We start from the raw sequence: 13,516 nt of genomic DNA, 5'->3' as shown, positions 1-13,516 counted from the left end.
TTTCGTTTACATCAATGCAATGAATACCGCCTATCAAAAAATAAATCCAATACCTCTTGATTTGGTGGGAAGTCCCTGTAGAGGGCTACAGCCTATTTTTATATAAATCTCACCAAGGCGCGCTTGGCAGTCCAGACCACAATTCATTCAGATCAGCAAAATGCCACTTGGCCGGGTCTTCACGCACAGCAATTTTCTCACTGGTGCCAGGACTGGACAGGTCGACCAGCTGCGGCACGATGCGCATGTTCGACTTGGTGGAGAAAAATACCTTGACGCTGGGTGTGGTCAGCGACTTGCCGGTCTGCTCCATCACCACGCCAATGCGCCCGGAGCTCAAGCGCACCAGCGAGCCAACGGGGTAGATGCCCATGCTTTTCACAAACGCCTGGAAGACCTTGGGATCAAAATGCCCATTGCTCCATTCGGCCATTTTCCGCAGGGACTCGGCCGGGTCCCAGCCCGATTTGTACGGCCGGTTGGAGGTGATGGCGTCATAGACGTCGCAGACGGCACCCATCCGCGCCCACAGGCTGATCTGATCGCCAGCGAGCCGATCTGGATAACCCGATCCGTCCATTTTTTCATGGTGATGCAGGCTGACCTCCATGGCGATGGGGTCCACGTTGACACCGGCCAGCAACATCTTGTGCCCCTCCACCGGATGGCTCTTCATGATGCTGAACTCGGCATCGGTCAGTTTGCCCGGCTTGTTGAGCACGTCCATCGGCATGACGGCTTTGCCCAAATCGTGCAACAGTCCGGCCAGACCGGCCGAGCGGGTCTGGGCTTCATCTAGACCCAATTGTTTCGCCAGCGCCACCATCATGGCGCACACCGCCACCGAGTGCATGTAGGTGTAATCGTCCGCCGTCTTGATCCGGGCCAGACTGATGAGCGCACCGGGGTTGCGCGACACCGAGTCGGATATTTCTTCGACCAGCAGCTTGGCGCCACCCACATCCACTGCGTTGCCCATGCGGACTTCTTCAAACATGGAGACCACGGCCTGCTTGGCCTGACGGCATATTTGGGTGGCTCGTTCAAGCTCCTGCGCTGCCGACACCGGTGCGATTTGGCGCTCGACCTCGGCCACTTGAGGGAGTTCATCCTCTACCTGGGCTTCTGGCTGCGCCTCGGTAACGGCATCCACATCGGCGGCCACGTCCAGACCTTTGCTGCAGTCAATCCACACCTCCTTGATGCTGCTGCCCAAGATGGCGGCAATGTCTTTGGGGTCTTTCAGGACAAAACTGGTTCGAAAAAAAGGATGTTCCATCCAGGAGCCGCAAAACTCCTGCAGGTGCATCCCGAGGGTAAGTTGATGAACATTGATCCGTTTAAGCATGAAAGATTCGCTGGTAACTAAAGTCAAGTATAGGCTTCAGCGCTCACGCAAAGGCACACCCAGTTGGCGCAAATAGCCGGCGACTTCAGGGCTCAAAGCGCCGCCGTCGCGAGCCCTTTCTGCCAGCTCCGCTGCAGCGGTTGTTTGCCCCTGAGCGGCCAGCGAGACCGCCGCGCCCAGCATCCAGCGCGGCTCGTTGGGTCGCAGTTTCAGGGCCATCAGATAGGCGGCGGCCGACGCCGGATGCTGTCCGAGGCGCTGCGCCGCGTTGCCCCGGATCGCCCAGATATCGGCAACACCTGACAGCTGCGGCTCCAGGCGAGTCAGCAGCGTCAACGCCTGGCTGACCCGGCCTTCGGCCAGCTCCATGCGCGCCAGTTCGCGGGCAATGGAAGCGACAACCGAATGGCTGCCAGACGGCGCGTCGACCTGGCTGGCACGCTCGGCGAGTGCCAACGCTTCTTGCAGCAGATCAATAGCGGCCGAGCGCGAACCCGCGTTCCAGAGTTGCTGTGCTTGCGCCAAGGCTTCCTGCGCGGCGGGCGGGCGGGTTTGACTCTGCGGCGCGGCTGAAGCCGTTGATGCGATCACCTTGGGTATTGCAGCCGGGGCCTGCATCGGCTCACTCGCTGCTGGGTGGCTCAGCGTCGGCTCGGACCCGATTCGCGGTGTGCCAGCCGCAGGAGCGCGAGTTGCCGCCGCAGGACTCGGTGCGTGCTGGAGCAAATTGTCCATCTTCAGCGAAAAATCGATGGGAGACACGCCAGTCTTGGGCGCAGCTGCAGCGACCGTAGCAGGGGCTTGGGCCGACTCCGGGCGGGGCACAACGGCCGGCTTGGTGATCACACGCACTGGCGGCGTGTCCACAGGCGGTGGCGCGACCGCCAAGCCGCTTGTCAACGGCGGGGCGGAGGGTGAAACCGGGGTCGCAAACGGCTGCGGCTGTGGCTTGGGGCTCTGGGAAAGTTGTATGGCTTGCACCGATGGCTGCGGCGAGGTGCTTTGATTCAGATACCACCAAGCCGCCACGCCAACCACGGTCAGAACGGTCGTGACCAGTTGCACGATGCGACTGAGCGACTGCGCTTTGCGCCCCGGCTGGTCAACACCTTTCACACTCAGCGTATCGCGCACGGCACCGGCGCGCGCGTCTGCGGCCGGCGCCGCGCTCGAACCATGGACCGGGCATTCCGCCTGGCGGCTGTCCAGGTCACGCAACATTTTGTTAATCACGCTCACAGCGCTGCTCCCTGCTGATCATTCTGAATCTTCTGACGTGGCCCACGTGACTTCCAGGGCAGCCAGCGTGCCAGCCAGGACACCGGTGCCAACGCCCGCACACCGGGCGTGTCCAAGCCAGCCAGGCCGACGTGCTGCCGGCTCACACGATGCACGTTCTCGCCATAGGCCAGCATCAGACACTTGTGGGCCAATATATTGACCAGCCTTGGCACACCGCCGCTCAAGCGCGCCAGCAGCTGCGCCGCCTCCGGCTCAAATACCTGCGTATCGGTGGCCTCACTCAAGGCCGCCGTCGCCAGACGATGCGCCAGATAGGTTGGCACACAGTGCTCCGTCATCGGCCCAAGGTATTCACTGAAGGTGATGCGCTGCAGCAGTTGCCGTATTTCGGGGCGCGACAGCTTGGCGTCAAGTTCAGGTTGCCCCAGCAACACCAGCTGCAATAGCTTGCGCTTTTCTGTCTCCAGATTCGACAACAGGCGCAGGCTCTCCATCGTGCGCACGGGAATGGCCTGCGCCTCATCAATGCAAACCACCACCCGTTGGCCCGCCTCGGCATGCCTCAACAGACAGTCCCGCAAAGCGTTGTGCACCTGGTAGCGAGTCAGTTTGTGGCCGTCCGGCGCCCGTGGCACCTCTACGCCCAGCTCTTGCATCAAGGTCATCAGCAAATCATCAGGCCCCATATCCGGGTTCGGGATGTAAGCGGTGACACATTCGCCCTGCAGCGTCTTGAGCAATTGGCGGCACAGCACGGTCTTGCCACAACCGACCTCACCGACAATTTTCAAAAACCCCTCACCACTGCGCAGTGCCACCAGCAGCATGTTGAGCGCGGCCTGCGCGCCGTCATGGGCGTAGAAATAGGCACTGTCGGGCGTGATGGAAAACGGCGCCTCACGCAGCGAAAAATGCCGCAAATACATCACGGCACGGATGTCTTGGCGGTGCCTTCTTGCACGGTGCCGTCAATGCGGATCACGCGGGCGCGCACGGTTTCCATGTCATCAAGCGCCGCGCGGCTGCGCCGGGTTTGCGCTTCCCAGTCTTGCGCAGTGCGGATGATGGTGGGTTTGATCAGCACCACCACTTCTTTTTTGCGCCCGGTGTTGGCGCGATTGCCCAACAGGGTTCCGAAAAATGGAACATCGCTGGTGCCGGGCAAACCGGACGACTTGCGGTTGGACTCGATTTGCATCAGGCCACCAATGGCGACAATGTTGCCGTCCTGGATGCGCACCAGGGTGTCGGTCTCATTCATGCTGCTCGAAGCCAGCGGCAACAGGTAATTGCCCGCGTCGCCCAAAGAAATCTGCTTGGTCTTTTCAGTCACCGTGGTCACCGACGGATGGACGTGCAGCATGATCTTGGTGCCGTCATCAATCTGAGGTGTCACGTCCAGCGAAATGCCGGAAAAGAACGGCGTCAAGGTGATGGACGGCATGGTCGCGGTCGCGGTCGAACCGGCAAGGGTGGTCGACGTGGTGCCGCCCGACACATTGGTCACAAAGAAATCTTCAGCCCCAACCTTGAGCACGGCCTTCTGGTTGTTCAGGGTGGCTATGCGCGGGCTGGAAAGAATCTGCACGTCACCCTGCGTTTCCAGGAAACCGAGCACTGCCTGAAAGCCATCGGTGGCGAAGGCCAGCCCAAACAGGCCCGCACCCGCTGACGGCAACGAGATGCCGTCGGCCAATAGCGCAGACCCAGCAGAGAAGCCCGGCAGGTTGGACTGGACGCCGCGCACCAAGGTATTGCTGGACGTGGTGGCCGAGGTGCTGCCGCCAATCACACCCATGGCGCCGGTCGAACCGCCGCCATTTTTCAAAGCCGACCAGTCGATGCCGCTCTGGTAGCCATCGCGCAGCTCGACCTCCACAATCTTGGCCTCCAGCATCACTTGGCGCTCAACCGCAATTTGCGCTGCCTTCAGAAATTTATCGACCTGACGCAGCTCATCGGGCATGGCATTCACCGCCATGATGCCGGCCTGCGGGCTGGTCACCACGCTGCGCCCTGGCCCCGAACCCACCAAGCCTTTGACGGCATCCGTCAACTCGGCCCAAAAGTCGGTCTTGGAAGATGTGGTGACGCGGCTGCCCTCGCCCTGCTGGCTGCTCGATGTTGGCTGAGTCGTACCTGAAGTGGTGCCGCCCGACGTGCTGGACTGCAGTGCCGCCCCGGGCGACACCCGCAAGTCGCTGTTGCCCACCCGCTGTGAATGCGGGTAGTTGACGGTAAAAATCCGTGTTTGTAGCGTCGGCCCGTAAACGGTGATTCGCCGACCTTCCATCTTGAAGTCATAGCCATAGACATCACGGATGGCTTCGAGGGCCTCCAGCACCGTCACACCACGCAGCGTGACCGACAAGGTGCCCGCCACATCGGGGTGCATCATCATGCTGTAGGGCGTGTCGGCCACGATGGCCAAGAAGACCTCGCGTGCCTGCGCGTTGTTCACCAACAAATCGAGCTTGGGCTCGGGCCGCACGGCCACAGTTGGCGGCGCCGGCTCGGCCAGTGCGTCACTGATGCGCGAGGGCACGAGCACCGGCTTGGCAGGCGTTGCCACCTCGGGCACGGCCAAATCGGCGCGGATGGTCTCGCCGGCATTGGGCATGCGCAAGGGCCGCTCAGCCGCACAGCCAGCAAGCAAGGTCACACCCATGGCCAGACACAAAACCGACAGGGAACCGGCGGGCGGCCACGCGGCCGGGCGCGGTCGGGTGGGTTGAAAAATAGGCATCATGGTGTCGGCATTTCTAGTCATTGGAACAGACCTCAGGGTCGAACGCCGACGCAAGGAGCGACTGCAGGCGATGTATTTGGGGAAGCGGATTCATGCAAAGCTTTGGCTGGGCGGTTCGCCCTGTTGGTCTGGGGCGTCCTGAATGTCTTGACCGTTGGGCGCTGATTCAATCCGAACGGTGCGCAGCCAGCGCGCACCGCAGGCGCTGCCACGGCACGCCGCTCAATGCCATCGAAAAGGGGCACCTTGCGCAGCACCCCACCTTCGCGCAGCCAGAGTTCGGTCTCCGTGATGCGCTCAATGCGCGCCTGGCCCAGTTTGGCGCCCTGCGCATAAAGGCGTGTGCCGACCGCCAGATAGGAGCGGCCATTGCGCACGATCACGGTCGTGGCACTTGAAGCAATGCTGGGTGCACCAGGGGCAGCAGGCGCGCCGGGCACACCCGCGTCGACCGGCGGCAGTGTCGGGTCACGCAGGCTCTGCGCACTGACCACACCCAACGCGACGCCAAGCAACAGGCCGGTCAGCCAGCGCAACGAGTGCTTCATGGCTGAACCTCCAACAAGAACAATTGCAGCGTGAGCTGCGGCGGCAACTTGTCGCTTTTGAGTTGCATCACACCCCAACGCACCTGTGGCATCTCGCTTTCCAGCGTCTGAACGTAGCGCGTCAAATCAGGGTAGGTGCCCGACACTGTCAGCTCGATGCCCTGACGCGTCAGCCCAACGGGCGGCGCCACTGTGCCAGCGGTTTGACCGGGCTTGATGCTGCTTACCTCAGGCGCCACTGCCGACGTGCGCACCAGTGTCAAACCAGAATGACGACGCAACAAATGAGTCAAGGCCTGGGCCAGCGGCGTGGCCTTGGCCGTGTCGGGCAGCACCTCCTTGATGGTCAGATTGACTGAATCGAGCTGCGTCTTGACCGCGGCGATTTCATCACGCGCGGCCCCGCCAACATCCACGGGCTGCACCACGGTTTTGAGTTCATCACGCGCGCGCTGCAATTCAGCGCTCTGCTTTTCAAAGCGCTGCGTCAATTGCTGGTGCGCCACCTGCGCGGGCGACAACCAAAGCACCTGGGCCAAAGCCATACAACTGGCGATGATGGACAAGAACAAGAACACCCGCTCGCGCAGACTCAGCGCATTGATGCGCCCAGACTGCACGCCCCACCAACTCTTCCACCACAGCTTCATGGCTTGACTCCCGTTAGCGGAGCTGGCTTGCCCAGTGCGCTGACCAGGGTGAATGACCACATCGGCCGCGCCGCGGGCACTGCAGAAGTCGCTGCGCCACCCAGGGTATTGAGCAGCGCGGCGCTGGCGTGTTCCACCTTCACGGTGGACAACTGTTGCCCTTCGAGCAGCGCGCTGGCTGCCAGCCTGCTCACCCAGTCATTCAGGGCAGCGGGCTCCAGCGTGAAGCCAGTGAGCGCTAATTGATTGTCATCGGCCCTCAAATCCGTCAGCCACACTTGCGCCGGGATGCTGCGCGCCACCAACTGCAAGCGCGCTGCATGGCCCCAACCGGGCCGAAACAAGCCACGCTGCAGCTCGTCCATCAGACTCTGGCGCTGCTGCAAATCGAGCTTTTGCCCTTGCAACTGCTGCGCCAACGCTGCTTCCAGCGGCCCAGCGCCAATTTTGCCCTGCTGGATGGCGGCCTGCAGACTCTCCAGCTCTTGCGCCTGGGTGGCCAGCGTTTTCTTGAACCCTTCGCTGGCGCTATTCAAACTCCAAACCCAGTAAGCGCACAAACCACCGCCCAGCAGCACAAACACCGCCAACGCCTGCGCCATGGTTTGCGCCGAAAAGTAACGCTTTTGCGTTAACAGAATCGGCGCGCAAAGGTTGATTTGTTGGGGCATGAGGGAAATTGACAGGGCCAGATAGCAGCAGCGGGCGTTGAGGTGATCGTATTATGAATTGAGAGCTGGCAAGCCTCAGAGCTTGCGGCTCTCGGTGCGCAGCAACACACCCAGCAAGGGCCAGCACATGGCCTGGACATCGGTTGGCGCGCCCTCGCAACCCGGGAACATGGCCCTCACATCAAGCGCCACCACCGTCTGCCCCAACTGCGCTGTCAACCACTCTGCCAGCTCATCGCTGCGCCCACCGGCATAGACGCTCAAACCATGGAGCGGCATGGTCGACCAAGTGCGGTCCCACACATCCAGCGAACGCTGCACCTCAACCAAAAAGCGTTGAACCGACTCATCCTGCACACTCATACCCGGCGACGCCAAGAGATCACCGCCGGATGTGCCCGAATAATCATGGCCATAGGCGCCCTGCTGGCCACTGTAGTCAGGCATATAGTCTTGCACCGGGGTGAAGGCTGCCGCCTCACCGCCTGTGGTGGCTGCTGCCAATCCCTCGCTTTCCAGCCGCCAGGAGGCCTCAACAAAACCCTCCGGCAGATCAAAACTGCGCGCGTAAAACAACTCCTCATTGGCGCTGATGGTGAGCACCGCCTCTTGCCCGTTCACCACCACCAACGTCGCGTTGGCCCGGTCCGCCTGACCGTCCCGCGCCGCCAGGGCATTTTGCAGATTGCGTTGCGCGGTTTCCTGAATGTCGATCACCGCCACATCCCAATGCATCGCGTCACCCAGATCAAGCACCGAGCGCACCACCGCATTGGTGGCGGCCACCACAAACAGGTGGCTTTTGCCTTTTTGCTGCTCATCACCGACCCGCATCACGTCCAGCGTGACATCGTCGACATGGCTGTTGATCATGTCCCGAATCTGGTAGCGGGCCGCCGCACGCAACTCTTCTGGCGGCACAGCCGGGGTGTCGATTTGCAGCAGTTGGTATTGCTCGGGCCGCAGCATGACACTGGCCTCAAAACCCTTCAGGCCCAGGGACTGTAGCCGGTGCACAAAGGCGTCCATGCTGTCCGCGCCCTGGTGCGCCACGCCCAGTTTGAGTACCTCATAAAGACCATCCTGACGCGCGCGCGCCAACACATAGGCCAGGGTCTGGCCCGACCAGGAAACGACCAGTTGGTCACCTGAACTCTTGCGCTGCCAAGGCCAACGCATGGTCAGGCACCCTCCTGCCGCGCAGGCTGTGTCATGGTGGGCTGAAATTCAAACATAGGTCAAGAATACACGAAGCTGTTTTGCTTAGATTTTAATAGCTGCCTGCGCAGGTGGGACGGGGGCTAGAGCCGAAAATTATGTAAATTTTCAACAATTTCAATAGTTTTCACGACGGTAGATGAGGGGGGACTTGTAGATGCCGAAGGTGGCGCGGGCGGATGGGTTGGTGGCAGTTGCTCCGGTCCATGGGTACTGCAGCCACGAATCGACCGTCGCCGTGATGTCAATAGAACCTACATGCGTTGCACCGGGTGCTCGAAGCCAGAGGTTGAAGTTGCCGGCAAAACCAGCCACGCCATTGCTGTCAACGCCTGTCACACCAGCCTCCAGATAGCGACGGTTGGTTTGTGCTGGCGTCAAGGCGGCAGCGCAGCCCTTGCCGCTGTTGTTGCCTGGCTCGAGCACGCAGGTGTTGCTGGTGATATTGGCGGTGCCGATCGGTGCGAAGGACAGGGTTGCGTTGGTGCAGGAATCCACAGTGTTGACGCTCCAGGCGTTACCGGGACCTGTGCTTGCCAAATACTCGGCGCGGAACACGACCGGCAAATCAAGCGACTCCGAGCCATAGGCATTGAGCATGCGGGCACGACCATAGCGCATGGCGGTGCCGGTTGGGCTCAATATCTGAGGCATGGGAACCAAGGAACCCACAGCGCTGACCTCGCTTTCGGCCACCTCTGTCACGACCAGGGGGATCGCGGTTGTGAAAGGTCCGATCAATGCGTTGGCGTTGCGAAGGTACGTAAATTGATCGCCGGCATTGAGCGTGTAGGTCATGGTGCCGCTGGTGTTGGCAAGTGCGCCGGCCGACATCGTTGCCACAAGTGGCGTTTTCGTGACGCCATTCTTGCCAAATTGGCTGGCATCGGCCGTGGGCACGGTGACCGTCACCGCCGTGGCGCTCAACTTCTGAAAGCCGCCCTGATAGTTCTGCGTGACACTGCCGCCAATCGCAGCGCCCATCGGCTTGATGGTCAGCGCGGGCGCTGTGGCGTAGCCCATGGGCTGCCCGGTGTAGGTAAAGCCACCTGCCGGGCACGCCGCCGCCATGGTTCCATTCAAGTTAACACTGACATCGAAGTGATCAGGATAGAAGCGCCCGACTTTGCCGCTGGTCGTGCCACCGGGATTGCCCGCGCCAAGGTAATTGCCGTCACCCACGCTGGGGGTCAGCGTGATGATGCCCACCTCACCCCAATTAAAGGTAGTGCCCGTGACCGAGCCCCCTGAAAAGGCGCCAAAGGCAGCGGCATTGTTCAGAGCCGGGTTGGCGCTCAGACCCAGGCCGGGAACCAAGGCATAACTCAGTGAGACCGTCTCTGGCGTGGTCTCCTGGCCATAATTGGGCGTGATGCACGTCGCCGCAATGCTGGACAGGGTCGTGTAACCAGCCAGGCTCGCGGCACAGGATGCATTGACCGAAGTTACCGTGGCAGAAAAATTCTCCCCCGCCTTGACGAACTTGCTACCTGCTGCATCAACCGCCGCCGGATTGCTCAGATGGGGCGCGGCCGTTTGCGTGATGTCCGTGAGCACCAGGCTGTAGGGCTTGACCACAAAACGCGAGCCTGCGGCCTCCTTCGTCGAACCTGTCAGTGTCGCGCCGCCCGCCGTCGCACTTACATTGATCTTGATTTGCCCGACATCTGCAAAGCTGAAGTTACCCAGGCTCGCATTGCCATTGGCGTCAAAGGCGAGGTTGACCGTGGCACCTGTGCTGGCCACTGCTGCAAGACTGCCCACTTTTAGCAAATTCCCGCTGCTGCAACTGGTCGGGTCAAGGCACTGGTAGCTGAAGTTGACCGGGTGTGCGGCGGTCAAGGCGGCCTCGCACGCCTTGGTAGCTGTGTTGGTTTTCACCGCCCGGAGCCAGTAGGGACCAAAATCCACGCCCGCCGTCTGGCTGGAAAAGCTCGCTTCACCGGCATTAACCGCCGTGGCAAAAATCAATCCCGCCGTGTTGAACGTGGTGGAACCACTGTCCCCCACCACACAACTGGCCCCATCCGGGCAGTATTTACGGGCATTGATGGCAGCTGCCTGTTCGTCAGAGAGCGTGAGCGTTGCCACCGCGCCGTCGCTGGCGGCCGGATAACTCAGCGTGGTGCTGGCCACCCCTGATGCGTTGAAAGTGACCGTGGTGGCGCTCAGGGCCCCCGCAGTGGTCTTCAACAAAGCGGTCTTGCCGCTCAAGGTGCTCATGGGATTGCAGGGGACGCCAGTGGCACAAGCGGTCACGGTCACCGTCGTCGGCAAGCACGAAATGCCGGTGGTCGGCAGAGACAACTCGTAATGATCTGGACCTGTCACGGTACAAGGATGCGTTTGCTTTGCAATTGCCGTCAGTGCAGCCTGATTCAAGGCCGCACCGTACACACGAATCTCATCCAGGGTGCCGCGAAACCGGTTGGCTGACTCGCTTGAGGCATTGGTTTCACCGCCGATGGAAACCGGCCCGTTATCAGCACCCCAAGTGCCACTGGTCCAGGCCACTTCCGTAGTTTGATTCAGCAATGCGCCAGAGGCATCGTAGACATAGATCGTGCGCTTCTTGTTCGTGATATCAGCCACTGCTGCGACAAAGTACCAGGTGTTGTTAGCGATGGTGTAGCTGGAATCCAGAATGACCGGATTGATGCCACGCGAATAGAAACGAAGTCTCCCAGACGTGCCATCGGACAGACTGAAACCATAGCCACCCGAATTATTCTGATCATCAATCACAATCCGCTGGCCAGCGGGTGTGATGTTGCTGGACCGAATCCAACCGGTCATGGTGAAGTTGCTGGTGAAATTAGGCAACGAGGTCTGGACATAACTGTTAGCAAACACGCCGTACCCGCACGTCCCCGGGTTGCCCGATATTGCAGCTGACGTCACAGCGGTAGTCGCTCCGTTGAACGCTTGGGCGTGGTTGCCGTTGCCCGAACTGTCCTTCACCTCATTAGTTGCACCAGTCCATGCTGCTTCGTCAAACCGGTATTCAGCGATCGGGCCAGGGGGCAGCGGACAGCTGTGCTGCACGGTGTTTCCGCTATTGGAAGTCAAGGTGTAATCAACTGGGCAAGTGTCTGATAGTTTGACCAATCCACCCGACACGGCGTTGCCAGATAACGAGCCGTTCACGATGACATTGCCATTGAGGACTAGCCCGTTGCTGCTGCCGTTATCGACCTTCAGGTCATTGAAAGTCACATTGCCGGTAATGGTCTGCGCTGCATTGCCGTCAAATTCAACCAGGCCTGTTTGGGCGTTGAACGTGCCTGTATTGGCAAAGTCGCCATCGAGCTTCAGTTTGTCAGAACCCGCATTGAAGGTGCCGGTGTTGACAAAATCCCCTCTCATTTCTATTTCTGCGTTGCCCAAGGTGATCGTGCCGTTATTGGTCAAATTGCCCGGCCCCTGCAAATGCAATTTGTTTCCGCCGCTTCCTAGCAACACGCCACCGGTAGCCACCGTCAAGTCTGCGATTTCCTGGGTATCTTCATTTAAGGTGACGGTGCTTCCACTTGGAATGACGACCCTGTCACCGTCACTGGGAACGCCGCAACCAACCCATGAACTGGCAGCGCCCCAATTTTGGGCGTCAGACTTTGCTGGACAGGTTTTCGCCATGGCATTGCCTGCAAACAACACCAGCAGCAACATCAAAACTTTGAAAATAGTTTTCATAGGATCGGCCTGTTTGTGGTTGGCCGCTGACCCAGCGGTGCGAGGCGATTTGAAATGAATCATTGAGAACTTCAAGACACAAAACAAACTATTTATTTAATAGCTAGTTACGTATATGGGGCGAGGGCTGGAGCCTAAAATCATGTAAATAATTGATGGTTTTAATAGTCTTCCCGGCGGTAGATCAGGGGGCTCTTGAAGACACCGAAGGTGGCGCGGGCTTTGGCATTGCCAACCGCGCCGGTCCAGTTGTATTGCAGCCAGGGCGCATTGGCGGTGCTGGCAAGACCTGAATACCCAGTGCCCGCGTTGACGGTGGTGCAGGTGCTGCCGACGGCAGTCGCACCGAGATTCAAGCTCAGATCGGCCCAGCCAGCGTTGTTGACACCCGGCGCACTCAAAGTCACCGTGTAATTGGGGCTCGCACCGGCGACCGTGGCGGCTGACTCGCAAACTGCCAGGTTGTTGGGGCGGGTGGCGCTACCGGCCGGAGAGCTCCACGCGAACTGGGTGGCCTGAAGGCTGGTACAGGTGTCCAGCGTGTTCTTCTGCCAGTTGCCGTTCCAGTACTGGAGCGTCAGCGGAACCGGCAGAGCCAGGTACTCCGAGCCATAGGCGTTTTGCAGCTGAACCCGGCCATAGCGAATTTTGGTCGTGTTGGTCTCCTGTGCGGCGGGCAGGCCAATCAAGGTGCTGCCATCGGGGTCCGCCAATGCCGCTTTGAGCTTGAACAGGTCATAGGCGCCGTCTGGTGCGCCCAGCTTGCTGAACGCAAAGGTGTTATTGATCTGGAACAGCCCGGCACTCCACGACGCGGTGCTGGGCATGGCCGGGAACGCGGGGCTGCCCAGGCGGGTCACGGCCACTGGCGTGCCCCCGTTGTCGCCACTGATGGTGACCGGCGCAAGATTGGCGTAGCCCGTGGTGTAACGGCTCACCACCGGGTCTGAGACTGAGGCAGCGGCCCCGGTAGACGCATGCGCTCTCAAGGTCAAGGCAACGCCCAGCGCATCCTGGTCCATGTAGGTCATGCCGCCGGGCCCCCCGCAAGCGGGCGTCAGGGTACCCACGAATGAATAGTGACTGGGATACCAGCGCCCCATGGTGGCGGACGCGGCACTGCCAATGTTGCAGCCGTATTTGCCAGCAGCATTGGCGGTGTTTGACGTGCTGTCAGCCACACAATCAGCACTTTGGTCCACGACAGTGAAGCCGGCGTCTACCAGCGCATCGGCGGCGAACTGGATATTTCCGACATCCAGGTACTTGAATGCAGCACCGCTAGCGCTGGCACCCGTCCCTGCGGTAGTGCAACATTCGTTCTGTAATTTCCCCGACCACTGAAACTGACCCTGTTTGGAAGTTTCTGGTTTTGGGATTTTTTAATCAGGCCCCTG

At 60.3% G+C, this 13,516-nt stretch carries 11 protein-coding genes; 1 reads left to right on the top strand and 10 read right to left on the bottom strand.

The annotated features are described in order from the left end of the window. Positions 1-109 precede the first annotated feature (109 nt). From GZ093_RS17435 to GZ093_RS17395, 9 genes are all read right to left on the bottom strand, one after another. Entirely contained in the window at positions 110-1,348 is a 1,239-nt protein-coding gene (locus GZ093_RS17435; RefSeq protein ID WP_296488453.1) for an HD-GYP domain-containing protein, read from the bottom strand. 36 nt (positions 1,349-1,384) lie between these two features. Next, positions 1,385-2,587 carry a hypothetical protein gene (locus GZ093_RS17430; protein WP_296488451.1) on the bottom strand — a complete coding sequence of 401 codons (1,203 nt, stop codon included), beginning with the start codon at positions 2,585-2,587 and terminating at the stop codon, positions 1,385-1,387. Continuing rightward, complete coding sequence (locus GZ093_RS17425) at positions 2,584-3,516, bottom strand: AAA family ATPase (RefSeq protein ID WP_296488449.1); 933 nt, start codon at positions 3,514-3,516, stop codon at positions 2,584-2,586. Before GZ093_RS17425 ends, GZ093_RS17430 begins: the two co-directional genes overlap by 4 nt. After that, positions 3,516-5,339, bottom strand: coding sequence for a pilus (MSHA type) biogenesis protein MshL (locus GZ093_RS17420; RefSeq protein WP_296488448.1), 1,824 nt, complete (start codon positions 5,337-5,339; stop codon positions 3,516-3,518). The genes GZ093_RS17425 and GZ093_RS17420 overlap by 1 nt, the downstream gene beginning before the upstream one ends. Positions 5,340-5,371: 32 nt before the next feature. After that, entirely contained in the window at positions 5,372-5,887 is a 516-nt protein-coding gene (locus GZ093_RS17415; protein WP_296488446.1) for a hypothetical protein, read from the bottom strand. Further along, the gene (locus tag GZ093_RS17410; RefSeq protein WP_296488445.1) at positions 5,884-6,537 is read right to left on the bottom strand and encodes a hypothetical protein; all 654 of its coding nucleotides are present in this window, start codon (positions 6,535-6,537) and stop codon (positions 5,884-5,886) included. The genes GZ093_RS17415 and GZ093_RS17410 overlap by 4 nt, the downstream gene beginning before the upstream one ends. Next, a complete protein-coding gene (locus GZ093_RS17405; protein WP_296488442.1) occupies positions 6,534-7,208 on the bottom strand; it encodes a PilN domain-containing protein in 675 nt (224 codons plus the stop codon). The genes GZ093_RS17410 and GZ093_RS17405 overlap by 4 nt, the downstream gene beginning before the upstream one ends. A gap of 75 nt (positions 7,209-7,283) precedes the next feature. Beyond that, the gene (locus GZ093_RS17400) at positions 7,284-8,387 is read right to left on the bottom strand and encodes a hypothetical protein (protein WP_296488440.1); all 1,104 of its coding nucleotides are present in this window, start codon (positions 8,385-8,387) and stop codon (positions 7,284-7,286) included. A gap of 156 nt (positions 8,388-8,543) precedes the next feature. Beyond that, on the bottom strand, positions 8,544-11,792 hold the full coding sequence (locus GZ093_RS17395; protein ID WP_296488436.1) for a LamG domain-containing protein: 3,249 nt from the start codon (positions 11,790-11,792) through the stop codon (positions 8,544-8,546). On the opposite strand from GZ093_RS17395, the gene GZ093_RS17390 reads away from it, so the two are divergent. Beyond that, entirely contained in the window at positions 11,773-12,177 is a 405-nt protein-coding gene (locus GZ093_RS17390) for a hypothetical protein (protein WP_296488433.1), read from the top strand. The two genes, GZ093_RS17395 and GZ093_RS17390, sit on opposite strands and share 20 nt — an antisense overlap. 103 nt (positions 12,178-12,280) lie before the next feature. On the opposite strand, the gene GZ093_RS17385 is transcribed toward GZ093_RS17390, so the two are convergent. Then, a complete protein-coding gene (locus GZ093_RS17385; RefSeq protein WP_363261021.1) occupies positions 12,281-13,498 on the bottom strand; it encodes a DUF6701 domain-containing protein in 1,218 nt (405 codons plus the stop codon). Between the last annotated feature and the right edge of the window lie 18 nt (positions 13,499-13,516).

Origin of the sequence: Rhodoferax sp., assembly GCF_010365055.1 — a bacterium.
Taxonomy (GTDB): Bacteria; Pseudomonadota; Gammaproteobacteria; order Burkholderiales; family Burkholderiaceae_C; genus Rhodoferax.
This window is presented reverse-complemented; position numbering and strand designations above follow the sequence as displayed.